This is a genomic window from Burkholderia sp. AU45251 (assembly GCF_030482905.1).
GTDB classification, from domain to species: Bacteria; Pseudomonadota; Gammaproteobacteria; order Burkholderiales; family Burkholderiaceae; genus Burkholderia; species Burkholderia aenigmatica.
The window spans coordinates 85912-109618 of sequence record NZ_JAUJQH010000019.1; the positions used below are offsets into that span (position 1 = coordinate 85912).

The 23707-nt window shown below is 65.9% G+C and carries 18 protein-coding genes, 3 tRNA genes and 1 pseudogene; 11 read left to right on the forward strand and 11 right to left on the reverse strand.

Annotated elements, in window-relative coordinates; genetic code table 11:
- Positions 1 to 123 precede the first annotated feature (123 nt).
- Positions 124 to 1344 carry an MFS transporter gene (locus QZM67_RS28855; protein WP_175021873.1) on the reverse strand — a complete coding sequence of 407 codons (1221 nt, stop codon included), beginning with the start codon at positions 1342 to 1344 and terminating at the stop codon, positions 124 to 126.
- A gap of 287 nt (positions 1345 to 1631) precedes the next feature.
- Between QZM67_RS28855 and QZM67_RS28860 the strand changes: the two genes are divergently transcribed.
- The 3 genes from QZM67_RS28860 (at position 1632) to QZM67_RS28870 (ending at position 4657) form a co-directional block, all read left to right on the forward strand.
- On the forward strand, positions 1632 to 2174 hold the full coding sequence (locus QZM67_RS28860; RefSeq protein WP_301808608.1) for a GNAT family N-acetyltransferase: 543 nt from the start codon (positions 1632 to 1634) through the stop codon (positions 2172 to 2174).
- A 118-nt stretch (positions 2175 to 2292) separates the two neighbouring features.
- The gene (locus QZM67_RS28865) at positions 2293 to 2919 is read left to right on the forward strand and encodes a ParB-like protein (protein ID WP_175021871.1); all 627 of its coding nucleotides are present in this window, start codon (positions 2293 to 2295) and stop codon (positions 2917 to 2919) included.
- Between the two features lie 7 nt (positions 2920 to 2926).
- Entirely contained in the window at positions 2927 to 4657 is a 1731-nt protein-coding gene (locus tag QZM67_RS28870; protein ID WP_301808611.1) for a SulP family inorganic anion transporter, read from the forward strand.
- Positions 4658 to 4685: 28 nt separating this feature from the next.
- On the opposite strand, the gene QZM67_RS28875 is transcribed toward QZM67_RS28870, so the two are convergent.
- The 8 genes and pseudogenes from QZM67_RS28875 to QZM67_RS28910 all read right to left on the reverse strand — a co-directional run bounded on the left by QZM67_RS28875 (position 4686) and on the right by QZM67_RS28910 (position 12657).
- Positions 4686 to 5621, reverse strand: a complete 936-nt coding sequence (locus tag QZM67_RS28875; RefSeq protein WP_301808613.1) for a carbohydrate kinase — start codon at positions 5619 to 5621, stop codon at positions 4686 to 4688.
- A 127-nt stretch (positions 5622 to 5748) separates the two neighbouring features.
- Positions 5749 to 6693 carry an ABC transporter substrate-binding protein gene (locus tag QZM67_RS28880; protein WP_301808615.1) on the reverse strand — a complete coding sequence of 315 codons (945 nt, stop codon included), beginning with the start codon at positions 6691 to 6693 and terminating at the stop codon, positions 5749 to 5751.
- 82 nt (positions 6694 to 6775) lie between these two features.
- A pseudogene (locus QZM67_RS28885) lies at positions 6776 to 7729 on the reverse strand (ribose ABC transporter permease); the annotation flags it as partial.
- A gap of 124 nt (positions 7730 to 7853) precedes the next feature.
- On the reverse strand, positions 7854 to 9407 hold the full coding sequence (locus tag QZM67_RS28890; RefSeq protein ID WP_301808619.1) for a sugar ABC transporter ATP-binding protein: 1554 nt from the start codon (positions 9405 to 9407) through the stop codon (positions 7854 to 7856).
- A complete protein-coding gene (locus QZM67_RS28895; RefSeq protein ID WP_175021866.1) occupies positions 9394 to 10641 on the reverse strand; it encodes an ROK family protein in 1248 nt (415 codons plus the stop codon). The genes QZM67_RS28890 and QZM67_RS28895 overlap by 14 nt, the downstream gene beginning before the upstream one ends.
- Before the next feature lie 368 nt (positions 10642 to 11009).
- Positions 11010 to 11096, reverse strand: a tRNA-Leu gene (locus QZM67_RS28900).
- 370 nt (positions 11097 to 11466) lie between these two features.
- Positions 11467 to 11553 (reverse strand) — tRNA-Leu (locus QZM67_RS28905).
- Between the two features lie 114 nt (positions 11554 to 11667).
- Positions 11668 to 12657 (reverse strand): aliphatic sulfonate ABC transporter substrate-binding protein, encoded by a 990-nt coding sequence (locus QZM67_RS28910; RefSeq protein WP_301808625.1) that lies wholly within the window; start codon positions 12655 to 12657, stop codon positions 11668 to 11670.
- 367 nt (positions 12658 to 13024) lie between these two features.
- Between QZM67_RS28910 and QZM67_RS28915 the strand changes: the two genes are divergently transcribed.
- Positions 13025 to 14584 carry a DHA2 family efflux MFS transporter permease subunit gene (locus QZM67_RS28915; protein ID WP_301808627.1) on the forward strand — a complete coding sequence of 520 codons (1560 nt, stop codon included), beginning with the start codon at positions 13025 to 13027 and terminating at the stop codon, positions 14582 to 14584.
- A gap of 90 nt (positions 14585 to 14674) precedes the next feature.
- Complete coding sequence (locus QZM67_RS28920; protein WP_175026513.1) at positions 14675 to 15112, forward strand: MarR family winged helix-turn-helix transcriptional regulator; 438 nt, start codon at positions 14675 to 14677, stop codon at positions 15110 to 15112.
- Between the two features lie 222 nt (positions 15113 to 15334).
- Here the strand turns inward: QZM67_RS28920 and QZM67_RS28925 are convergent.
- Positions 15335 to 15421: transfer RNA gene (locus QZM67_RS28925), tRNA-Leu, on the reverse strand.
- A 250-nt stretch (positions 15422 to 15671) separates the two neighbouring features.
- On the opposite strand from QZM67_RS28925, the gene rnr reads away from it, so the two are divergent.
- From rnr to QZM67_RS28955, 6 genes are all read left to right on the forward strand, one after another.
- Positions 15672 to 18152, forward strand: coding sequence for a ribonuclease R (gene rnr / locus QZM67_RS28930; protein ID WP_175026512.1), 2481 nt, complete (start codon positions 15672 to 15674; stop codon positions 18150 to 18152).
- Positions 18153 to 18302: 150 nt separating this feature from the next.
- Complete coding sequence (gene rlmB / locus QZM67_RS28935) at positions 18303 to 19046, forward strand: 23S rRNA (guanosine(2251)-2'-O)-methyltransferase RlmB (RefSeq protein ID WP_043182646.1); 744 nt, start codon at positions 18303 to 18305, stop codon at positions 19044 to 19046.
- Positions 19047 to 19142: 96 nt separating this feature from the next.
- Complete coding sequence (locus QZM67_RS28940; RefSeq protein ID WP_301808630.1) at positions 19143 to 20015, forward strand: N-acetylmuramoyl-L-alanine amidase; 873 nt, start codon at positions 19143 to 19145, stop codon at positions 20013 to 20015.
- A gap of 91 nt (positions 20016 to 20106) precedes the next feature.
- Positions 20107 to 20802 carry a ribose-5-phosphate isomerase RpiA gene (gene rpiA / locus QZM67_RS28945; protein ID WP_301808632.1) on the forward strand — a complete coding sequence of 232 codons (696 nt, stop codon included), beginning with the start codon at positions 20107 to 20109 and terminating at the stop codon, positions 20800 to 20802.
- Between the two features lie 279 nt (positions 20803 to 21081).
- Positions 21082 to 21798, forward strand: coding sequence for a FadR/GntR family transcriptional regulator (locus QZM67_RS28950; RefSeq protein WP_006484155.1), 717 nt, complete (start codon positions 21082 to 21084; stop codon positions 21796 to 21798).
- A 101-nt stretch (positions 21799 to 21899) separates the two neighbouring features.
- Entirely contained in the window at positions 21900 to 22886 is a 987-nt protein-coding gene (locus QZM67_RS28955) for a Gfo/Idh/MocA family protein (RefSeq protein ID WP_301808634.1), read from the forward strand.
- A 52-nt stretch (positions 22887 to 22938) separates the two neighbouring features.
- Here the strand turns inward: QZM67_RS28955 and QZM67_RS28960 are convergent, their stop codons facing one another.
- The gene (locus QZM67_RS28960) at positions 22939 to 23631 is read right to left on the reverse strand and encodes an amino acid ABC transporter permease (RefSeq protein WP_043182654.1); all 693 of its coding nucleotides are present in this window, start codon (positions 23629 to 23631) and stop codon (positions 22939 to 22941) included.
- Between the last annotated feature and the right edge of the window lie 76 nt (positions 23632 to 23707).

Below are 23707 nucleotides of genomic sequence, written 5' to 3' on the forward strand. Positions count from 1 at the left end.
CGGAGCGGGCAAGCGGGGAATCTGGACAAATTCCTCTAGTTCGATGTGCGGATGCGGAAAGTATCGCGCGTGCCCTCGGCAGGGCGGGGCACGCGCGATGGTGCGATGCGTCAATCCGCGGGGTCAGCTGACCGTGCTACGCGTATTGACCGATTGCGTCATGTCGATGCCGCGCCGTTCGCGGCTGAACAGGATCAGCACGGCGATCACGACGGCGACGATGCCGGCCACGAGCGCGAGCGCGAAGCTGTAATTGTTGTTGTTCGACACGGCGAGCGAGGCCTGCATTGTCGCGTTGCCCGACGCGAGCAGGTTGCCGAGCTGGTAGACGACGCCGGGGAAGGTCGCGCGGATCTCGTCGGGCGAAATCTCGTTCAGGTGAACCGGGATCACGCCCCACGCACCCTGCACTGAGATCTGCATCAGGAACGCACCCGCGGCGAGCGCAACCGGGCCGCTCGAAAATGCCCACAGCGGCAGCACGGGCAGTGCAATCAGCGCAGCGATGAAGATGGCGCGACGCCGGCCGATCCGCTCCGAGATCGCACCGAACGACAGGCCGCCGACGATGGCGCCGATGTTCAGCACGATCGTGATCCACGACACGGTATGCGGATCGAAGTGATGCTGCTCGCGCAGGAACGTCGGATAGAGATCCTGCGTGCCGTGCGAGAAGAAGTTGAACGCGGTCATCAGCACGATCGCGTAGATCGTGAGCTTCCAGTTCTGCCGCATCGTGGTGCCAAGGCTCGGGCGCGGGCGCTTCTCCATCTGCTTCCACGCCGGCGATTCGGGCACGTGTGCGCGCACGTAGAGCACGAGCAGCGCGGGCAGCACGCCGACCATGAACATCCCGCGCCAGCCGATGTACTGGTAGAACAGGCCGAACACGACGGACGCGAGCAGGTAGCCGCTCGGATAGCCGGCCTGCAGCAGCCCCGACACGAAGCCGCGCGCATGGGTCGGCACGGTTTCCATCGTCAGCGCGGAGCCGACGCCCCATTCGCCGCCCATCGCGACACCGAACAGCGCGCGCAACACGAGCAGCGCGGTCAGGCTCGGCGCGAAACCCGACGCGAGTTCGAGCAGCGAATAGCATGCGATGTTGACCATCAGCGTCGGGCGCCGGCCGAAGCGGTCGGCGAGTCGGCCGAAGATCAGCGCGCCGAGCGGGCGCATCGCGAGCGTCAGCGTGAGCGCGAACGCGACGGCGGGGATCGTCGACCCGAATTCGGCGGCGATGTCCTTCAGCACGAAAACCATCAGGAAAAAATCGAACGCATCGAGCGTCCAGCCGAGGTAGGCGGCGATCGTGACGTTGCGTTGTTCGCGGGTCCAGCTCATGTCCGAGGTCTCCTCGTTGGCTTGCGCGCTCGCGATGTGCATGCGGATGCGGATGCGGGCCCGGCTTGCGCGCGGTGCGGGGGCATTGATCGAGTGTAGGCCGCGGCGCCGGGCGATGTAGGGCGCGATAACGTCGAATCGGGAATAATCCCTAGGAAATGAACTGTTTCGGAAATGGAAACGGCGTCGCACGAAACAGGCGACAGGCATCTGTATCATTCCGGCAGGCTTTTTGTAGTTGTTTTGTAATGCGCCCGATGCACATCGTCACCGAATCAGGAGTCCAGATGACCGAACCTTCCGCCGCCACGCTGCCGGTGCTCGAAACGGCCCGGCTGTGGCTGCGTCCGCGTGTGCTGGCCGACCTCGATGCGTGCATCGAGATGGATCGCAATCCCGAGGTCACGCGGCACATCGCGGGCCCGTGGCACGATCCGGTCGAGCATCGACGCTTCGTCACGCACCGGATCACGCGCGACTATCCGCCGGGCCTCGGCTACTGGTCGATCTTCGAGAAGGCCGCGCCCGATGCGTTCATCGGCTGGATCCTGCTGATTCCCGACTATGCGGACGGCGCGCGCGACGTCGAGATCGGCTGGCGGCTGGTGCGTACGACATGGGGGCGCGGCATCGCGAGCGAGGCTGCGTCAGCCGTCGTGCGTCATGCCTTCGACACGGTGCGGCTGCCGCGCGTGATCGCCGATATCGCGGAGGCCAACAGAGGCTCGCTGAATGTCGCGCGCAAGCTCGGGATGCGTCGCGTGAGCATCGTGCACGACGGTATTCCTTACATTCGACATCGTCTCGAACGCAACGATCTGCGTGCGTAGCGCATGCGCAGGAGGATGTCAGAGATCGTCAACCGGATGCGTATCGAGGTCATGACGTATTAACGGCTCGCGCGATCAGGAGTATCGTTGCCGGAATTTCGCAACATGGGGTACGACCATGGCACTCGGCAATGATGTTCATCTGATTCCCGTCAAGCTTGAAGAACTGCGTCCCACGCAGATGACGGTCGGCTATCGCGAAGTCAAGGCGAAGCGAAAGCACTGGAAGGGGCTCAGCAAGCGTGCGCGCAAGGCCGCGATCGAATCGCACTGGTTCCCGGCCGTGCTCGGCCCGGACGGGCTGCACTACATCACCGATCACCACCATCTCGGCCTCGCACTGATCGAGGAAGGCGAGGCGCGCGTGAACGCGATGCTGCTGAAGGATCTGTCGTGGCTCGACCACACGATCTTCTGGCGGATGATGGAACACAATCAGTGGGTGCATCCGTTCGGCGCGGACGGCACGCGCCGCGACTACGAGAATCTGCCGAAGGCGCTGACGGGGCTCGTGGACGATCCGTACCGCAGCCTTGCCGGCGAGCTGCGCACGGCGGGCGGCTATGCGAAGGACGCGACGCCGTTCAGCGAATTCCTGTGGGCCGACTACCTGCGCCAGCACGTGTCGCTCGACCAGATCCGCAAGAATTTCGCGAAGGCGCTCGATATCGCACTGCATCGCGCACATGAGCAGGATGCACGCTATCTGCCCGGCTGGTCGGGCGTCATCGCCGTCAAGCCTTGACCGCCTCATGACGACCGCCCCGATCCGTCCCGAGGCCGGCCCGCAGCATGCCGACCATTTCGCCGTGCTCGACGCGACTTCGCCGCCACCCAAGCGACGCATCGGCCTCGATGCGCTGGCCGGCCTGTCGATCGCGGGCCTGCTGATACCCGAGGCGGTCGCGTACGCGGGGTTGGCCAACCTGCCGCCGCAGGCAGGTCTCATCGCGTTGCTGTCGGGTCTCGTCGTCTATGCGCTCACCGGCAGCAGCCGCTTCGCGATCGTGTCGTCGACGTCGTCGTCCGCCGCCGTGCTGGCCGCGACGGTGCTCGCGGAGTCGGGGATGGCGCTCGCCGCGCAGCTCGCGCTCGCGGCGGCGCTCGTCGCGATGACGGGCGTGCTGTTCATCCTGGCGGGCGCCGCGCGGCTCGGCGGCATGTCGGATTTCGTCGCGCGGCCGGTGCTGCGCGGCTTCACGTTCGGCCTCGCGGTGACGATCGTCATCAAGCAGTTGCCGAAGATTCTCGCGATTTCCGTGCAGCACAGCGATGCGCCGCATGTCGCGCTCGACCTGGTCACCGGCGCGCCGCATGCGAATCTCGCCAGCGTCGCGCTCGGTGCGACCGCATTGGCATTGCTGTTCACGCTCGGGCGGAGCTCGCGCGTGCCCGCGACGCTCGTCGTGATCGTGCTGTCGATCGTGGCCGGCTATGCGATCGACTGGCAGCGATACGGGATCGCGATCGTCGGCCACATCGATTTCAAGCACATCGAGTTCGGCTTGCCGACCCTCGACCGCAATGCGTGGATGCAGACCATCGAGCTTGCGTTCGCGCTGATGCTGATCCTCTACGCGGAATCGTACGGATCGATCCGCAACTTCGCGCTGAAGCATGGCGACAGCGTGTCGCCGAATCGCGACCTCGTCGCGCTCGGCTGCGCGAATCTGGTGTCGGGCCTGCTGCACGGGATGCCGGTCGGTGCGGGCTATTCGGCGACCTCGGCGAACGAAGCGGCCGGCGCGCAGTCGCGCTTTGCAGGCCTGTGGGCGGCGGGTGTGGTCGCGCTGATCGTCTGGCTGCTGCTGCCGCAGCTCGCGCGCACGCCGGAGCCCGTGCTCGCGGCGATCGTGATCTTCGCGGTCAGCCACTCGCTGCATCCGTCGGTATTCCGGCCGTATTGGGCCTGGCATCGCGACCGGCTCGTCGTGATCGCCGCGCTGCTCGCAGTGCTCGTGCTCGGCGTGCTGCACGGGCTGCTCGCGGCCATCGGCGTGAGCCTGCTGCTGACGCTGCGCAAGCTGTCCGAGCCGAACGTCAGCGTGCTCGGCCGGCTGCGCGACAGTCACGACTTCGTCGACGTGGCGAGCCACGCCGATGCGAAGCCGGTGTCGGGCGTGCTGATCGTGCGGCCCGAGGCGCAGCTGTTCTTCGCGAATGCGGACCGGATGCTGAACCGCGTGCGTGCGCTGATGAAGACCGCGCCGGACACGCATACGGTGATGCTCAGCCTCGAGGAAACGCCGGATGTCGACGGCACGACGATCGAATCGTTGCGCACGTTCGCGGCTGAATGCACGGCGCGCGGGTTGCGCCTTGCGATCGTACGGCTCAAGGTGCACGCGCTGCATGCGTTGCGCCGCGCAGCGGACGAGACGCTGCACGACGACGCGATGTCCGAATTGAGCGTCGACGAGAGCCTGCAGCTGCTGCAGGCCGGGATGCCGCCGAACGGTAGCGGCGGAACGACCGCCGCTTGACGGTGCCGGGGCGGCGCGCCGGCGCGTGTTATTGCGAAACGACAGCGTCGGCCGAGCGATCGATCATGTCGGTCACTTCGGCCGCCGTCGGCGCATAGGCGCCTGCATGCGCACAGGCGACCGCCGCACAGGCGGCTGCGTAGCGCAGATGCTCGGCGGCTGACGCATCGGGCCGCGCAAGCTGGCTCGCGAGCCAGCCCCCGATGCTCGCATCGCCGCAGCCGACGGTGTCGGCAACCTCGGTCGGGAACGCGGGCTGGAACAGCACGGTGTCGCGATGCAGGAGCTGCATGCCGGACGCGCCGCGGGTGACGAGCATCGTCGCGTCCGGCGCCCACGTGCGCAGTTGCGCGAGCGCGGCGGCTTCATCGAGTTCGGGAAACAGCCCGTGCAGATCCTCGTCGGATACCTTGATCCAGTCGGCGAGCCCGGCCAGCCGGCACAGCGTGTCGCGATACGATGGCGCGGCCATCGGCGCACGGAAGTTCGGGTCGAACGAGATCCGCTTGCCGGCCGCCCGCGCAGCTTGCGCAACTTCGATCAGGCGCGACGCGAGCGGCTCGCGCACGACACCGAGCGAACCGACATGCACGATCTCGGCCGCGTCGAGTGCGCCGGCGGGCAGGTCCGCCGGATCGAACGCGAGATCGGCGCTGTGCTCGCCGATGAAGAAATAGTGGGGCGGCTGCTTCGACACGACCATCGCAAGCAGCGGCGCGCGATCGACCTGCCGGATGAAGCGCAGGTCGAGCCCCGCGTCGGCGCTCTTGCGCATCAGCTCGTCGCCGAAGATGTCGCGGCTGATCGTGCCGGCGAAGGCCGTCGGCACGCCGAGTCGCGCACCGACGCGCGCGACGTTCCAGCATGAGCCGCCAGCGACGCTGTGCCAGCGCTGCGCGTCGTCGCGGATGAAATCGGTCAGTGCTTCGCCGAATACGATCAGGCGGGGAAACGTCGTCGTCATGTCGAAACCTTGTGCCGCGACGTTGCGCGCGGCCATGCACGGGGGGAAGTCGGCAGGCGGGTGGAGCCGGCCGTCGCGTGCGGCGATGCGGCCGGGCACCGCCCGGTTTTGCGGCGGGGCGGCGCGATCAGCGCGGGGTGCTCCAGCCCTTGTAGCTCTTCACGTTGTCGCGCGTGATGAGCGTCGGTTCGATCAGGATCATCGGGTTGGCCGGCTTCTGGCCGTTCATGATCCCGTAGCCGACGTTGACGGCCTGCTGCGCCATCGCCCACGGATCCTGGCTCGACGATGCCTGCACGAGCGTGTTGGTCTTGAGCGCGACTTCGATGTCGGGCGCGCCGTCCACCGACGTGATTACGATGCCCGGACGGTTCAGCTGTTTCGCGGCGAGATCGCTGCCGATCGCCTGCGGGTCGTTGATCGTGAATACTGCATCGAGCTTCGGAAAGCGCGTCAGGTAGCCCTGCATCGCATTCATCCCGCCTTCGCGCGAGCCCTTGCCGTCCTGGTCGCTCGACAGTACCTTGATGCCGGCATTTTTCGCGAGCACGGTCTTGCAGCCGTTGACGCGATCGATCACGGCGGACACCTGCGGGCCGTTCTCGATGATCACGTTGCCCTTGCCATTGAGTTTCTTCGCGATGTAATCGCATGCCAGCTCGCCGGCCTTCACGTTGTTGGTCTGCACGGTCGCGTTCGCGCCGGCCGCCGCGACGTCGACCGCGACGACCGTGATGCCGGCCGCCTGCGCTTTCTTCACCGCCGGCTCGATCGCCTTCGGGTCGGTTGCGTTGAGCAGGATCATGTCGACGTGCGCGGAGATGAAGTTGTCGATCTGCGTGAACTGCTTGTTCAGGTCATAGTCGGCCGACACGGCCGTGACCTTCGCATTCGGGTTGAGCTGCTTGGCACGCGCCTCGGCGCCCTTGACGATCGTGACGAAGTACGGATTGCCGAGCGACCCGACCGTGACGCCGATCGATTTGAGCGGCTTGTCGGCCGCGTGCGCGGCGGAAGCGCCGAAGGCGAGTGCGCAGGCAGCGGCGGTCAGGATGGCTTTGTGTTTGAACATGTCGTTGTGTCTCCGAGAAGTGGGCTGGCGAGCGGGCGCAGGGATCGGCCTGCGCCGCAAGGTCGAATGAACGGGAAGGGGTTCAGGTACGTGCGGAATCGCGCTGGCGGTAGCGGTCGAGCGCGACGGCGCCGATGATCACGAGCCCCTTGATGATGTACTGCCAGATGTCCGATACGCCGAGCAACACGAGGCCGTTCGTCAGCACCGCGATGATCAGCGCGCCGATCAGCGTGCCGACGATCGAGCCGACACCGCCGACGAAGCTCGTGCCGCCGAGGATCACCGCGGCGATCGCGTCGAGTTCGTACGACTGGCCGAGCTGCAGGCCGTTGGCCGCATAGAGCCGCGCGGCCGACATCACCGCGCCGAGGCCGGCGAGCAACCCCGACGCCGCGTACACGAACAACTGGATCGCCCGCACGTTGATGCCGGACAGGCGGGCGGCTTCCGGGTTGCCGCCGACCGAATAGATGCGCATCCCGAGCACCGTGCGGCGCAGGATGAACCACGAGATCGCGATCACCGCGCACGCGATCACGACGAGCCACGGCACACCGAGGATCGTGCCGTTGCCGATGAACGCGAACGGCAACTGCGGATTGAACACGGTCGTGTCGTTGCCGATCAGGCGCGCGACGCCGCGTACGGCCGTCATCGCGCCGAGCGTGACTATGAACGGCGGCAGGCGCAGGAACGAGATCAGGCCGCCGTTGATCGCGCCGAACACGAGGCCGACGACGAGCGCGAACGGCACGCCGAGCCAGCCCCAGCCCGGGATGGTCGACGCGAGCAGCGCCGCGACGGCCGCGGCGGCGAGCACCGAGCCGACCGACAGGTCGATGCCGCCCGTGAGGATCACGAAGGTCATGCCGGCGGCGAGCACGATGTTGATCGACGCCTGCTGCGTGACGATCGACAGGTTCTGCAGCGTGAAGAAACCGTCGGTCAGGAAGCCGAAGCCGATGCACAGAACCAGCAGCACCGGCAGCATGCCGGCGGTGCGGATCAGCGATTGCACGCGGGCACGGTGATCGGTGCCGCGCAACAGCGGCGTACGGTTGCCCACCGGCTGGGCCGTCGCGGAAGCGAGGTTCCGCTGCTTGGTCGGGTTGATCATTTCGGTAACCTGAATGTAAAAGTGAAATGAAAGGGCGGGTTCAGTGCGCGTCGGCGAGTTCGGCCTGCGAGCCGGTGGCGAGCGCGATGATCGCTTCCTGCGTGATGGGCGTGTGCGTGTGGCCGCCGAGTTCGCCCGCGATCTCGCCTTCGCGCATCACGAGCACGCGATCCGCGACGCCGATGATCTCCGGCAGTTCGCTCGAGATCACGATCACGCCCACACCGGCCCGGGCGAGCTCGTTGATGATCCGGTAGATCTCGGATTTCGCGCCGATGTCGACGCCGCGCGTCGGTTCGTCGAGGATCAGCACGCGCGGCTTCGTTTCGAGCAGGCGCGACAGCAGCACTTTCTGCTGGTTGCCGCCCGACAGCGCGCCGACGTTGACGTTCGCGTTCGGCACGCGGATCGACAGCGACGCAATGGCGTCGCGTGCGCGTTCGGCGCCGCGCGCGAGGTCGAGCGCACCGAGCCGCGCATCGCGGCTGCAGACCGAGATGTTGATGTTGTCGCGCACGCTCATGTCGAGGAACAGGCCCTGGCGCTTGCGGTCTTCGGTCAGGTAGACGAGGCCCGCGTCGATCGCGTCGCGCGGCGAGTGCGAGCCGAACGTGCGGTCGCCCACCTTCACGTCGCCGCGCACGCGCGGTTCGGCGCCGAAGATCAGCCGCGCGAGTTCGGTGCGGCCTGCGCCGACGAGCCCCGCGACGCCGAGCACTTCGCCGGCGTGCAGGTCGAAGCTGCAGCCGCGCACGCGCGCGCCGTCGGCGATGTCGCGGACCGACAGCAGCAGGTGGCCGGGATCGTACGGTGCGTGTTCCTTCTTGTAGAAGCCGGAGATGTCGCGGCCGACCATCATCGCGACGAGGCGCTCGGCCGACAGCGATGCGCGGTCGAGCGTGCCGACGTACGCGCCGTCGCGCAGCACCGATACACGGTCGGACAGTTCGTAGATCTCCGCCATCCGGTGGCTGATGTAGATGATCGCGAGACCTTCTTCGCGCAATTGGCGGATCAGGCGGAACAGGTGCTCGGTCTCGCGCGACGACAGCGGCGTGGTCGGCTCGTCCATCACGAGGATGCGTGCGCGGGTGTGCACGGCGCGCGCGATCTCGACGAGTTGCTGCTCCGCGATCGACAGCGTGTCGACGAGCGTGTCGGGCCCGAACGATGCGCCGAGGCGCGCGAGCACGTCCTCGCAGCCGCGCGCCATCGCCGCGCGGTCGATCGTGCCCCAGCGCCGGTTGCCGCGCCGCAGTTCGCGGCCGATATAGATGTTTTCCGCGACGGTCAGGTTCGGCGACAGGCACAGCTCCTGGTAGATCACCGCGACGCCCGCATCGCGTGCGGCAAGCGGGCCGTCGATGTCGATGCGTGCGCCGTCGATCAGGATCTCGCCACCGGCATCGGCGCGGTATGCGCCCGACAGGATCTTCATCAGCGTCGATTTGCCCGCGCCGTTTTCGCCCATCAGCGAATGGATCTCGCCGGGATAGACGGTCACGCTGACGTTGTCGAGCGCGCGCACGGCCGGGAACGTCTTGCTGATCCCGCGCATCTCGAGCAGCGGGCGGGGCGACTCAGATCGTGACATGGCTGGCCTCCTGCGAGTCGGTGCGGGCGCCTTTGAGGATGCCGGCCCGCGGGGAGAAGTTGAAGAACATCGGCAGCGTGGCCGCGCCGATCGCACCGGCGTCGGCGCCGAACGTGCCGCGTACGAGCACCGGCGTGCCGCGCGCTTCGGGCGCGGTGGCCACGAGCGCCGCACGCAGACGGGTCGTGACCGCGTCGAGCAGGCCCGCGTCGGTATCGGCATCGAGCACGACTACCGGCGCATCGACCACGCACAGCACCGCTCGCAACGCCGGCGCAAGCGCGTCGACGCAATCGTCGATCCATTCGTCGACGGCAGGCAGGCCGCGGGCGATGCACGCTTCGAGATCGGCCCGGTTGTCGACCGTCTCGCCGTGATGGCGCAGATGGCGCACGAGCGCATGCAGCGACGCGCGCGCGAGGAGGATGTCCCACGGGCCGCGCGGCGGCGGTGCGGATGCCAGCCGGCTCGGCGGCACGGGAATCACGGCGATGTCACCCGCATTGCCGGTTACGCCGCGCAGGCAGTCGCCGTCGATCGCGATGCCGCCGCCGATCGCCGGCCCGATGAACAGGTAGACGAAGTCGTCGCACTGCCGGCCGTATCCATAGAACAGCTCGGCGATCGCGGCAGCGTTGCCGTCGTTTTCTCCGAATACCGGGAGCGATAGCGTGCGACCGAGGTCGGCCGCGAAATCGACGTCTTCCCACGCGCGGAACGTGTCGGGTGCAAGGCCGAGCTCGCGCATCCACGCACCCAGGTTGTAGGGCTGCGCGACGCCGATGCCGGTCAGGCGGGCGCGCTCGTGGTCGGGGAGCAGGGCCTGCATCGCGTCGATGTCGTGCCGGACGATCTCGAGCACGTCGGCGGGCGGAGGCAGCAGCGTGTCGTGCGAGCGGCGGCCGAGCACGTCGCCCGCGAAGTTGACGAGCGCCGTTTCGATGCGCATGCGGTCGAGATGGACGCCGATGCCGAACGCGCCGCGCGGGTCGAGGCGAATCAGCGAGGCCGGCTGGCCGCGCTGGCCTTCGGTGCGGCCCGCGAATTCGATCAGCTTTGCGTCGGCGAGCGACGCGATGATGCTGCCGACCGCCGTGCCCGTCATGCTGGCGAGACGGGCGAGATCGGCCTTCGACGCGCTGCCGGCGCGGCGCAGCGTCTTCAACAGCAGGCGCTCGTTGTAACGGCGCACGTTGGCCGAGTTGCTGCCTTGGCCGAAGTGCGGGCTTCTCATGGCGTCTCCTTCCATGGTGCGCCGTTTGGTGGCGCATTAAATAAATCACGTTGATTTATTTAACCGCGTGAGCGCCGGCATGTCAGCCTAGGGAAATCCCGGTTTTGGGTGGAGGCGGGGATGGCGGAGTGAGGCGTCGGGAATCGGGGGCGGATTGAGGCGCGCTGGAAAGTCAGGCGCAACGTGATACCGGTGGTGGCATTCGCGCGGGACAAATGGCTGTCGCCGGGTTCGCAGCACGCCGTCACGGCTCACCGGTGCTGATCGCGCAAACGGAACCGATGGGTTCGTTCGTGAAGATGGGGGATGTTTTTCCGGAGCCGGAAATGAAAAAAGGTCGGCTAGAAGCCGACCTTTTTAAATACAGATGGTGCCCAGGAGAGGACTCGAACCTCCACGATGTTGCCACCGCTAGGACCTGAACCTAGTGCGTCTACCAATTCCGCCACCTGGGCACGTTTCGCTTGTTGCTGCATCGCGAAAGAACGCAATTATAGCGTGTCCGAAGGGGCTGTCAACACAATTTGAGGTCGCGAACGAAAATAATGTGGCGGACCTGTTCGGGGCATCGGGCGGGCGGGGTGCGCAAACATTGCGGCGGTCGACGCGTGTCGTCGAACTTGGGATGCCGACCAGGAACTCGAGCGCATCATTTCCGGATGCCGGAAATGAAAAAAGTAGAAAGCAGATGGTGGTTAGCAGGAGGGGCTTGATCGCACTTGCAAGCGCGGCCTTTCAAGATCTCGCGCGAAGCGAGCAGGCGCTTTGTTTCCTGCGCCGGAAATGAAAAAAGGCCGGCTAGAAGCCGACCTTTTCAAAAACAGATGGTGCCCAGGAGAGGACTCGAACCTCCACGATGTTGCCACCGCTAGGACCTGAACCTAGTGCGTCTACCAATTCCGCCACCTGGGCACGTTTCGCTTGTTGCTGCATCGCGAAAGAACGCAATTATAGCGTGTCCGAAGGGGCTGTCAACACAATTTCATCGACGACGATGAAAATTATCGCCCTTCACTGAACGGCCACTCACACACCGACCGGCTCCGCCCGTTTCGCAGCGAAATTCCAGCGCAGCGCCTGCCCCGTCTCGACACGCGTTGGCAGCAGGCCGGCGGCCAGGAACGTGTCGGCGATCTGCTGCTGCTCACCGAAATTTTGCGGGGCCACCGCGCGGATGAGATAACTGCGCCGCGCGTTCGCGCGCGCGATCGTCGTCGCGTCGAGCCCCCAGATCGGTGCGAGGGTATTCGCGGCCTCCTGCGGGTGGTCGCGCAGCCACGTGCCGGACTGCGACAACTGGTCGAACAGGATCTGGATGACGTCAGGCCGCGCGGCGGCGAAGCGGCTCGATGCGAGGTAATAGCGCTGGTACGACGCGAGCCCGTTGCCGTCGGTGAGAATCCGCACGTCGGGATTCCGGTCGACCGACGCGACATAGGGATCCCACGTGATCCACGCGTCCACGCTGCCGCGCTCGAACGCCGCGCGGCCGTCCGCGGGCGTCAGGTAATGGATCGCCGCATCGGCAGGCCCGAGCTTCGCGCGTGCGAGCGCGGCAAGCAGCAGGTAGTGGCTGCCGGCTGCCTTCGTGACCGCAATGCGCTTGCCCTTGAGGTCGGCGAGCGTGCGCAGTGCGCCGTCCTGCTTGACGATGATTGCCTGCGCCTTCGGCGAAGGCGCTTCCTGCGCGACGTACACGAAACGCGCATGCGCGGCCTGCGCGAAGACCGGGACCGTATCGGCCACGTCGGCGCTGAAATCGACGGCGCCAACGTTGAGCGCTTCGGTCAGCGGCAATCCGCTCGCGAATTCATGCCACGACACACGCAAGCCGAGCGGCGCCAGTGCCTGTTCAAGTGCGCCGCGCGTCTTGAGCAGTGTGATGAGCGTCGACGATTTCTGGTAGCCGATACGCAACACATCGGGTGCGTTCTCGGCGTGCGTTCGGACGCCGGCGGCAGTGAGGCCTGCGGCCAGCATCACGCGTGCGAATGCGCGGCGGTTCATCGACGTCATGGATCGTGCTCCTGGTCTGGTTCGTTGCATTGAAGCGAGCCGGCTAACTTACAACGGGGCGGGCAGACGGTAACCGATAAATTCTGCTATCGATCCGGCTGGCGAGCATAAGGGGAGGGTGGAGGCGCCGGTGGTCGCGGCGCGCTCGATCATTTGCGGACAGCCGATCGACGTTTCCTGCTTGCATTTGATTGCATAGTCAAATATATTCATTGCAGAAAACTCAGAGTCAGCGATTGGCGTTGGCGCGGACAGTATCCGCGCGCCGCGCCGGTCGCTTTTTTTCCCTCATTTATCTGACTTGTCAGTTAATTTTGCTCGGTGTCGCGGCGGCTGTTCGCGTGGTGCCCGATCAGAAGGACCTCCGATGAAACCGTCCGAAAGTCCGGGCGCGCCGGCGCCGCTGACCGGCGCCAGCTTCGCACTGGGCACGCTCGCGGTGGCGCTCGCCACGTTCATGAACGTTCTCGATTCGTCGATCGCCAACGTCGCGATTCCAACCATTTCCGGCAATCTGGGCGTGTCCACCGACGAGGGCACGTGGGTCATCACGCTGTTCTCCGCGGCCAACGCGGTGTCGATCCCGCTGACCGGCTGGCTGACGCAGCGGGTCGGGCAGGTGAAGCTGTTCGTCTGGGCCATCCTGCTGTTCGTGCTGTCGTCGGCCGCGTGCGGGCTTGCACCCAACCTCACCGCGCTCCTCGCGGCACGGATCGTTCAAGGCGCCGTGGCTGGGCCGCTCGTGCCGCTGTCGCAGGCGTTGCTGCTGGCTTCGTTTCCAAAGGAGAAGAGTTCGAGCGCGCTGGCACTGTGGGGAATGACGGCAACCGTCGGGCCGATTGCCGGCCCCGCGCTCGGCGGCTGGATCACGGACAACTACAGCTGGTCGTGGATCTTCTACATCAATGTGCCGGTCGGGTTGTTCGCCGCCGCCGTGATCTGGGCGCTCTATCGCAACCGCGAGACGCCAACCAGCAAGCTGCCGATCGACAAGGTTGGGCTGATCGCGCTGGTCGTGTGGGTGGCCGCGCTGCAGGTCATGCTCGACAAGGGCAAGGATCTCGACTGGTTCAATTCGTCGACGATCTGGATCCTGACCATCGTGGCGGTGGTCGGCTTCGTGTTCTTCCTGATCTGGGAGTTGACCGAGGAGCGTCCGATCGTCGATATCAGGCTGTTTGCACAACGAAATTTTCTTGGCGGAACGGTGGCCATTTCGATTGCGTTTGCGGTATTTTTCGCGAATCTCGTGATCCTGCCGCAATGGATCCAGGGTTCGCTCGGCTACCCGGTCATCAATGCCGGCCTCGTGACTGCTCCGCTCGGCATCTTCGCGGTGCTCCTCGCGCCGGTGGTCGGGAAGGTGATGCCGAAATCGGATATGCGCGTGCTCGTCACGTTCGCATTTCTCGGATTCGCCGGCGTGTTTTTCATGCGCTCGCGCTATACGACGGGCATCGATACGTGGTCGCTCGTGGTGCCCACGTTGCTGCAAGGGATCCCGACGGCGTTCTTCATGACGCCGCTCACGTCGATCATCCTGTCGGGGCTGCCGCCCGAGCGCATCCCGGCGGCCGCGGGCCTGTCCAATTTTGCGCGCGTGTTCATGGGCGCGGTCGGCACGTCGCTCGCGAGCACGGCGTGGAACGACCGCACGATTCTGCATCATGCGCAACTGGCCGAGCAGGGCAGCGTGAACAACCCGATCTTCGCGAGCGCGCTCTCCAGCGTGCAGGGTGCGCTGGATGCAGGTATGCCGAAGGCGCTGACGTTCCTCGAAGCGACGTTGAATGCTCAGGCGACGATGCTGGGGCTGAACGACGTTTTCTGGCTGTCGGCGGTGATCTTCGTGCTGATCATCCCGCTGGTCTGGGTGACGAAACCGGGCAAGGGCGTGGCAGCCGGGGCGGCGGCCGGCGGGCATTGAGCCGGCGCGCACGCGGGATGCCGCGTGCCTTGAAAAATCATGATGTCGCAATTATTGTGTCGGTCAACAATATCCGACTCAGCGAGCACGATGGAACACTACACGCCGAAGAATTTCCTGCTCACCGAAAGCGTGGGGTTCGTGCTCGCGAAGGCGCGCAACCTGGTCACGTCCGAGATGGATGCGGCATTGAAGGATCTCGATATCACGGCGCAGCAGATGGGCGTGCTGCTGTCCCTGCGGAGTGGCAGCGCGGCGACGCCTTTCGAATTGTCGAAGCTGCTCGGCGTCGACACCGGGCTGATGACGCGCTTGCTCGACAAACTGGAGGGCAAGGGGCTCGTCGAGCGTTCGCGCAGTGTGAGCGATCGGCGCGTGGTGGACCTCGCGCTGACCGAAGCGGGGCAGGCGGTTGCCGCGCAGATTCCTGAGATCGCGCCTAAGGTGCTCAATGCCCGCTTGCGGAAATTTTCGAAGACCGAGTTCGATGAACTGAGCCGGCTGCTGCGCAAGTTCATCGGCGAGTAAGTCGGGCGCTGTCATGCGGGCGCCGGAAATGCTAAAAGGCCGGCTAGAAGACTTTTAAGAAGCAGAGGGTGCCCGCGAGGGGGAGCTCAGTCACACATGTGCGACCCCGGCTGCGCTTGCAAGCGCAGCCTTTCAAGATCTCGCGCGAAGCGAGCAGGCGCTTTGTTTCCTGCGCCGGAAATGAAAAAAGGCCGGCTAGAAGCCGACCTTTTCAAAAACAGATGGTGCCCAGGAGAGGACTCGAACCTCCACGATGTTGCCACCGCTAGGACCTGAACCTAGTGCGTCTACCAATTCCGCCACCTGGGCACGTTTTGCAGTTAGCTACTTGCTGCAAAGAAGCGAAATTATAGCGCCCCAATTATTCGTGTCAACACTTTTTTGCGATGCATCGCAAACCGGCCTCCACCGCGCCTGCTGGCGGCATTCCCGTCATTTGGTGACACAGGCGGGTGATAGAATGACCCGCCGCCGTCAATATAGAACTGTCTGAAGGACACCTCTATGTTGATGCCGTGCACCATCAATCAACGCAACGAGAACAACCATCGACAAACCCTTGAGCAAATATCCGTACCCCATTCCGAGCCGTGAAGAAATTCTCGGCGTGCTGCGTACGAGCGACGCGCCGCTGGCCGCCAACGACATCGCCGAAGCCCTGTCGATCAAGCGTCAGGAGCGCGAGGGGTTCTTCCGGCGTGTCGCCGCGATGGAACGCGACGGCCAGATCCGCCTCGACAAGCGCGGCCACTACCAGTTGACCCATCCGTCGAACTTCGTCGCCGGGCGCGTGCAGGGGCATCGCGACGGCTACGGGTTCGTGATCCGTGACGATGGCCAGGACGACCTGTTTTTGCCGAACGGCGAAATGCAGAAGGTGATGCACAACGATCGCGTGCTCGCGCGGATCGTCGGCTACGATCGCCGCGGTCGCCCGGAAGGGCACGTCGTCGAAGTCACCGAGCGCGCGAACAAGCGCGTGATCGGCCGCCTGCTCAACGAGAACGGCGCGCTGATCGTCGCACCGGAAGACAAGCGCATCGGCCACGACATCCTGATCACGCAGAACGTGAAGAAGGCGAAGGTCGGGCAGGTCGTCGTCGTCGAGCTGACCGATTTCCCGAGCCGTCATTCGCAGCCGCTCGGCCGTGTCGTCGAGGTGCTTGGCGATATCGACGATCCGGGCATGGAAATCGAAATCGCGGTGCGCAAGTACGGCGTGCCGCACGAATTCAGCCAGCCGGCGCTCGACGAAGCCGCCGCGCTGCCCGACAAGGTGCGGCCGGCCGATCTGCGTTTCCGCGTCGATCTGCGCGACGTGCCGCTCGTGACGATCGACGGCGAGGACGCACGCGACTTCGACGACGCCGTCTACTGCGAGCCGGTCAAGGTCGGCCGCGGCGACGGCTACCGGCTGATCGTCGCGATCGCCGACGTGTCGCACTACGTACAGCCGGGCAGCGGGCTCGATGCCGACGCGCTCGAGCGCAGCACGTCGGTCTACTTCCCGCGCCGCGTGATTCCGATGCTGCCGGAGAAGCTGTCGAACGGGCTGTGCTCGCTGAATCCGCAGGTCGACCGCTGCGTGCTCGCGTGCGACATGGTGATCACCGCGCGCGGCGAGATCAAGGCGTACCAGTTCTATCCGGCCGTCATCCATTCGGCTGCACGCCTGACGTACACCGAAGTCGCGGCGGTGCTGTCGAACACGAAGGGGCCGGAGGCTGCGCGCCGCGCGGACCTGCTGCCGCACCTGCAGGATCTGTACGGCGTCTACAAGTCGCTGTTCGCCGCACGGCAGAAGCGCGGCGCGATCGACTTCGACACGACCGAGACCTACATCGTCTGCAACTCGCAGGGCAAGATCGAGCAGATCGTGCCGCGCCAGCGTAACGATGCGCATAAGCTGATCGAGGAATGCATGCTGGCCGCGAACGTCTGCGCGGCCGATTTCCTGAAGCGCAACAAGCATCCGGGCCTGTACCGCGTGCACGCGGGGCCGACGCCGGAGAAGCTCGAGAACCTGCGTGCGTTCCTGCGCGGCATGGGCCTGTCGCTCGGTGGCGGCGACAAGCCGCATGCGAGCGACTACGCGGCGCTGATGGCGCAGATCCGCGACCGGCCCGATGCGCAGATGCTGCAGCCGATGCTGCTGCGCTCGATGCAGCAGGCCGTCTACAGCCCGGACAACATCGGTCACTTCGGCCTTGCCTACGAGGCGTACGCGCACTTCACGAGCCCGATCCGCCGTTACCCGGACCTGCTCACGCACCGCGCGATCTACGCGATCCTGTCCGGCAAGAAATACGTGCCGAAGGCGCCGGACGGTTTCGAGCTGAACACCGCGCTGTCGCCGCGCGCCCGCGCGATGCAGCAGGCCGACGACGAAACGCGCGGCCGCTCGCGCCCGAACACGGCGATCTGGGAAGAGCTCGGCCTGCACTGCTCGGCGAACGAGCGCCGCGCGGACGAAGCGTCGCGCGACGTCGAAGCCTGGCTCAAGTGCTACTTCATGCGCGACAAGCTCGGCGAGGAGTACGGCGGGATGGTGAACGGCGTCACGTCGTTCGGCATCTTCGTGCAGCTCGACACGCTCTTCATCGAAGGGCTCGTGCATGTCACGGAACTCGGCTCGGATTACTTCCAGTACGACGAGATCAAGAACGAGCTGCGCGGTGAGCGGACGGGCATCCGCTATCGCTTGTCGGATCGCGTGCGCGTGCAGGTGAGCCGCGTCGATCTCGACGCGCGCAAGATCGACTTCCGCCTCGTGCGCGATACGCCGGTGAAGGCGCCGCGTCCGTCGCCCGCGCCGGCTTCCGCTGGTGGCGGTGTCGACCGCGGTAATGGCCCGCGCGTCCGCGCGCTGCCGCAGGCGGAGGAACCCGCGCCGCGCCGCAAGAAGGCCGCGAGCGCGCCGAGCGTTGCCGTGAACGAAGCGCGCGCCGCGCGTGCCGCCGCGAAGAAGAAGGGCGGCAGCGGTGGCGGTGTGGCGGCGAAGCCGACCGCGAAGAAGACTCGCGCCCGCAAGAAGTATTGAGCGTTCGGGGTGGGCGCCAAGCGCCCGCCCTGCAGTATCGAGAGACGCCGCGTCACCGGTCATCGGCCGGCAACGCGGCGCTTTCCTTTTCCATGGATCGCGGTTGCGCGCGTCGCGCGGCCGCACGTTTGATCGAAGGTTGTTCCAGTCATGTCACGTCTGAAGGTTCTTTACGGTTTTCATGCGGTGACCGCACGTTTGCGGCACGATGCATCGACGGTGGCGGAGGTGCTGTACGACCAGACGCGCCGCGACCGCCGCATGCAGGACTTCCTGCACGCCGCGAAGGAAGCGGGCGTGCGGCTGATCGCGGCCGACGAAACGCGCCTGTGGGGCCTCGCCCATACCGAGCGTCACCAGGGCGTCGTCGCGCGCGTCGAGGACATCCCGCTCGCGCAGAACCTGTCCGAGCTGCTCGACGGCATCCAGGGCCCCGCGCTGCTGCTGGTGCTCGACGGCGTCACCGATCCGCACAACCTCGGCGCGTGCCTGCGTGTCGCCGATTCGGCCGGTGCGCACGCGGTGATCGCGCCGCGCGACCGTGCAGTCGGCCTGAACGCAACCGCGGCCAAGGTGGCGAGCGGCGCGGCCGATACGGTGCCGTACATCACGGTGACGAACCTCGCCCGCGCGCTGCGCGAGCTGAAGGAGGCTGGCGTGTGGATCATCGGCACGTCGGACGAGGCTTCTGCCACGCTCTACGAAACGAAGCTCGACGGCCCCGTCGCGCTCGTGATGGGCGCGGAAGGCGAAGGCATGCGCCGGCTCACGCGCGACACCTGCGACGAAGTGATGAGCATCCCGATGGCCGGCAGCGTGGAAAGCCTGAACGTGTCGGTCGCAAGTGGCGTGTGCCTGTACGAAGCCGTGCGCCAGCGGCGCGTGAAGGGCTGACGCAGCCCGTCCCGCGCGACCTGCGCGGTCCTCGATGACCCGAACGACGCGTGCCGCGATTCGATGCGGCACGCGGCTCTCCGGAGCGCGCGACCGATGACCCTGTTTCGCGTTGGCGCATCCTGCGCCGTGCTGTGCCTGCTGGCTGCCTGCACGGCGCCGTCGCTCGTCGAACGCGGTACCTACTACGCCGACACGAGCCTGCACGCGCGCGGGGCCGATTCGCGGATCCGCTTTCTCGTGATGCATTACACCGAAAGCGACGAGGCGAAATCGCTGCGCACGCTGACGGGCGATTCGGTCAGCGTGCATTACGTCATCCCGCCGCAGCCGCGCATCGAGCGCGGGATGCCGGTTGTCTACCAGCTCGTTCCGGAATCCGAGCGCGCATGGCACGCGGGCGTCAGCGAGTGGCAGGGCACGACCGAGCTGAACGCGGTGTCGATCGGCATCGAGAACGTGAACCGCGGCCCGCTGGATCCGCAGAACCGCACCTGGCAGCCCTATCCGCCCGAACAGGTCGCGGCACTGACCCGACTGTCGAAGGACATCGTCGCCCGCTACGGGATTCCGCCGACGCGCGTGGTCGGGCACAGCGACATCGCGCCGCAACGCAAGATCGATCCGGGGCCGCTGTTTCCGTGGCATGCGTTGGCCCAGGCCGGCGTCGGCGCATGGCCGGACGATGCGACCGTGGCCGCCCGGCTCGGCGGTCGCGATCCGCATGCGCCGGTCGACGTGCGGGAACTGCAGCTCAGGCTCGCGCGCTACGGCTACGACGTGGCCACCGATGGTGTGCTCGACGCACGCACGCGACGGGTGTTCGCGGCGTTCCAGATGCATTTCAGGCCGTCCGACTATGCGGGCAACGCGGACGCCGAAACCGACGCGATCGCGCAGGCATTGCTCGACAAGTACTTCCCCGGCACGCAACCCGCGGACAACGCGCCCGGAGCGGGTGCGCCCTGAACCTGCGGCACGCCGTACGCCGAAAAACGCGGGCCGTCATCCGAGTCCGGTAAACTGGTGGTTTTCCGCAATCCCGCAGCATCACCACTCCATGACTCAAGACGAACTCAAACGCCTCGTCGGCCAGGCCGCCGCTGACTACGTGATCCAGAACGTGCCGGAAGGCGCCGTGATCGGTGTCGGCACCGGCTCGACCGCCAACTGCTTCATCGACGCGCTCGCCGTCGTCAAGGCGCGCTATCGCGGCGCCGTGTCGAGCTCGGTCGCCACGACCGAACGCCTGAAATCGCACGGCATCAAGGTGTTCGACCTGAACGAGGTCGACTCGCTGCAGGTGTACGTCGACGGCGCCGACGAGATCGACGCGGGCGGCGCGATGATCAAGGGTGGCGGCGGCGCCCTGACGCGCGAGAAGATCGTCGCGTCGGTGGCCGACACGTTCGTCTGCATCGCGGACGCCAGCAAGCGCGTGCCGGTGCTCGGCGCGTTCCCGCTGCCGATCGAGGTCGTGCCGATGGCACGCACGGCGATCGGCCGGCGCGTGACCGCGCTCGGTGGCGTGCCGGTGCTGCGCGTGACGAAGGACGGTGCGCCGACCATCACCGACAACGGTAACGAGATCATCGACGTGAAGGGGCTGCAGATCGCCGATCCGCGCGGCTTCGAAGCGCAGGTGAACGCATGGCCGGGCGTCGTGACGGTTGGCCTGTTCGCCGAGCGCGGCGCGAATCTGTGTTTGCTCGGCACGGAAAGCGGCGTTGAAACGATCGTTTATTCGGCTAAGTGAAAGATATGGCAAGCAGTCCGTAATGATGTGTCACACGCCGTAATGGACTGAATGTTTAAATCTTGTGGAAAACGGGGCCCGGTAGGCGCAATGCGCTTCCCGGGCCTTATTTTTAGCCGTATAAATCACCCCGTCAAAAAGAGGGATAACCCTGTCAGGTGTTTACCAGATAGCGAAATGTCCTCGAACTCATCAACTTATAGATCATAAGAACAGTCGTAACCAGGGCCGGCGGAACTGCGGAGCAGGTGTTCGCAAATCGACGCACGGGGAGGTGTCATGGAGCAGGGCAAAGACCGGTCACTGGTCGCCAAAGTGATGGATGGGCTTGTCTCGGGTATCGTCGAAGACAAGTATGGCGGCATCTTGCCGCCGCAGGACGTGCTGTCGAAAGAGTTCGATGTGAGTCGCACTGTGATGCGGGAAGCGTTGTCGATGTTGCTTGCGCGCGACATGCTCGACGTGCGGCCGAAGGTCGGCACGCGCGTGCGGCCGATGCGCGACTGGCGCATGATCGATGAGGATGTGGTGAGCTGGCGATTCCGGGCGAAACCCGATCCGCAGTTCATGCGCGACGTCATCGAATTCCGGATGCTGATCGAACCGCGTGCCACCGCGCAGGCGGCGGTGCGTGCGACGGCGGCCGATATCGCGGGCATCCGCGAAGCGTTCGATGCGTTCAAGGTGCTGCAGCCGGGCGACCCTGGCTACGACACGGCGGACGAGTTGCTGCACACGCGGATCGTCCAGGCGAGCGGCAACCAGTTCTTCCAGCAGATGGCGGCGATCGTGCGCGGTGCAGTGCGTCTCGTGAATCCGCGGGTCGTGCAGAAGGAAGGGGCGCACGACATTGCGGTGAAGGCGCATGCGCGTGTGGTCGACGCGATCGAGCGTCGCGATCCGCGCGAAGCCGAAGCCGCTTCGCTCGCGCTGATCGATTTCAGCGCCGACGAGATCTCGCGCGATTTCTCCGTCGACGTGCCCGTGCGCGCCTGACGCTGCGCGTGTCGCTCATCCGTGTGCCGCCGGGCCGTTTATCATGACGGCCGGCCGGCAGCATGCCGGCCACCGTCATACGACCGACACGGAAGATCAGGATGAACGACAACGACCATCGCCCGGTGCGCTTCGGCATCGTCGGCGCGGGCAGCATCGCGCGCCGCTTCGCGCAAAGCCTGGCGCATGTGCCGGGCGCCACGCTCGCCGGTGCCTGGGCCCGCCGCGCCGATGCCGCGGCAGAATTTTGCGGAGCGTACGGCGGTACGCCAGCCGCCAGTCTCGACGCGCTCCTCGCGAGCGATATCGACGCGGTCTACATCGCGACGCTCCATGACAGTCACGCACAGTACACGCTGGCCGCGCTTGCTGCCGGCAAGGCTGTGCTGTGCGAAAAGCCCGCGACGCTGAGCGCGGCGCAGCTCGAGACCGTGTTGCGTGCGGCACGCGACGCCGGACAGCTTTTCATGGAGGCGATGAAGCCGCCGTTCTTTCCGCTGTACCGTCAGTTGCGTGCGCACCTGCATGACGATCCGATCGGCGAGATCCGGCTCGTGCGGGCAGGGTGCGCGTCGTCGTCGGTGCCGGACGACCATTCCGTCTATCGCCTCGATCGCGCGGGCGGTGCGCTGCTCGATATCGGGATCTACGAGGCGTTTCTCGCGGTCGACTGGCTCGGCGCGGCGCGCGACGTGCAGACGCTCGGCCGCGTCGGCGCAACCGGTGTCGACCTGTTCGCGAGCCTGAACAGCGTGCATGCGAACGGCGGGATCGCGCAGCTCTTTTGCGGGCTCGATGTGATGGGGCGCGGCGACGCGCTGATCGCCGCGGCCGGCGGCCATGTGACGATTCACGAGAAGTGGTGGAACCCGTCACGCGCAACGATTCGCTACGCGGACGGGCGCACCGTCGAACTCGACGCGCCGGTAGACGGCGGCGGGCTGAACTACGAGACCGCGCATTTTTGCGACCTGCTGCGCGCGGGCAAGACCGAAAGCCCGATCATGACGCACGACCATTCTCGGCAGATGATCGCGATGACCGATGCCGCGCGTGCGGCACTCGGCGTGCGCTATTCGGGCGAGTAGGCGGGAAGGAGGGCGCCGGGCACGCGGGTGCGGCCCGGCGGATGACGTGCGCTCAGTGCCGCGACGGCAGCGACAGGCGTTTTTCGTACCAGCGCTGCACCCATTCGAGGATCTGGCACAGGATCCAGTACACGGCCGCGGCGGCGAGATAGAGCGGCAGCGGCTGATAGGTCGCCGCGATCACTTCCTGCGCGCTGCGCAGCAGTTCGGTCACGGTGATCACCGACACGAGCGACGTGTCCTTGATCAGGCTGATCAGGCTGTTCGACAGGCTCGGCACCGCGATGCGCAGCGCCTGCGGACCGATCACGTAGCGCAGCGTCTGCCCCCACGACAGCCCGAGGCTGTATGCGGCGAGCCACTGGCCGCGTGCGATCCCGTTGATCGCGCCGCGCATGCTTTCCGACATGTAAGCCGCGACGTTCGCGGACAGCGCGATGACGCCGGCGGGTGTCGGGTCGAGCGAGATGCCGAGGCTCGGCAGCCCGTAATAGATGACGAAGATCTGCACGAGCAGCGGCGTGCCGCGCATCAGGCTCACGTACGCGCGTGCCAGCCACGCGAGCGCGTTGACCCAGATGCGTTCGAAGCCTTCGAGCGCTTCGCTTTGCCGGATGCCCATCATTGCGAGCACGACGGCACCAAGCAGGCCGAACACCATCGACAGCACGGCGAACTTGACGGTCAGTACGGCGCCCTGGGCGAGCACCGGCAACGATTGGACGAGCAGGGACGTTGTCGACATGGAATACGAATCGAATGCGTGCGCGAAAGCGCAATCATAAACCGGACGAATAAAACAAAGGGCGGCATCGTTACGG

What these genes read in the sequence shown, in the direction of transcription:
- QZM67_RS28855 (WP_175021873.1), bottom strand. Translation starts at nt 1,344, where the DNA reads ATGAGCTGGACCCGCGAACAACGCAACGTCACGATCGCCGCCTACCTC.
- QZM67_RS28860 (WP_301808608.1), top strand. Translation starts at nt 1,632, where the DNA reads ATGACCGAACCTTCCGCCGCCACGCTGCCGGTGCTCGAAACGGCCCGG.
- QZM67_RS28865 (WP_175021871.1), top strand. Translation starts at nt 2,293, where the DNA reads ATGGCACTCGGCAATGATGTTCATCTGATTCCCGTCAAGCTTGAAGAA.
- QZM67_RS28870 (WP_301808611.1), top strand. Translation starts at nt 2,927, where the DNA reads ATGACGACCGCCCCGATCCGTCCCGAGGCCGGCCCGCAGCATGCCGAC.
- QZM67_RS28875 (WP_301808613.1), bottom strand. Translation starts at nt 5,621, where the DNA reads ATGACGACGACGTTTCCCCGCCTGATCGTATTCGGCGAAGCACTGACC.
- QZM67_RS28880 (WP_301808615.1), bottom strand. Translation starts at nt 6,693, where the DNA reads ATGTTCAAACACAAAGCCATCCTGACCGCCGCTGCCTGCGCACTCGCC.
- QZM67_RS28890 (WP_301808619.1), bottom strand. Translation starts at nt 9,407, where the DNA reads ATGTCACGATCTGAGTCGCCCCGCCCGCTGCTCGAGATGCGCGGGATC.
- QZM67_RS28895 (WP_175021866.1), bottom strand. Translation starts at nt 10,641, where the DNA reads ATGAGAAGCCCGCACTTCGGCCAAGGCAGCAACTCGGCCAACGTGCGC.
- QZM67_RS28910 (WP_301808625.1), bottom strand. Translation starts at nt 12,657, where the DNA reads ATGACGTCGATGAACCGCCGCGCATTCGCACGCGTGATGCTGGCCGCA.
- QZM67_RS28915 (WP_301808627.1), top strand. Translation starts at nt 13,025, where the DNA reads ATGAAACCGTCCGAAAGTCCGGGCGCGCCGGCGCCGCTGACCGGCGCC.
- QZM67_RS28920 (WP_175026513.1), top strand. Translation starts at nt 14,675, where the DNA reads ATGGAACACTACACGCCGAAGAATTTCCTGCTCACCGAAAGCGTGGGG.
- rlmB (WP_043182646.1), top strand. Translation starts at nt 18,303, where the DNA reads ATGTCACGTCTGAAGGTTCTTTACGGTTTTCATGCGGTGACCGCACGT.
- QZM67_RS28940 (WP_301808630.1), top strand. Translation starts at nt 19,143, where the DNA reads ATGACCCTGTTTCGCGTTGGCGCATCCTGCGCCGTGCTGTGCCTGCTG.
- rpiA (WP_301808632.1), top strand. Translation starts at nt 20,107, where the DNA reads ATGACTCAAGACGAACTCAAACGCCTCGTCGGCCAGGCCGCCGCTGAC.
- QZM67_RS28950 (WP_006484155.1), top strand. Translation starts at nt 21,082, where the DNA reads ATGGAGCAGGGCAAAGACCGGTCACTGGTCGCCAAAGTGATGGATGGG.
- QZM67_RS28955 (WP_301808634.1), top strand. Translation starts at nt 21,900, where the DNA reads ATGAACGACAACGACCATCGCCCGGTGCGCTTCGGCATCGTCGGCGCG.
- QZM67_RS28960 (WP_043182654.1), bottom strand. Translation starts at nt 23,631, where the DNA reads ATGTCGACAACGTCCCTGCTCGTCCAATCGTTGCCGGTGCTCGCCCAG.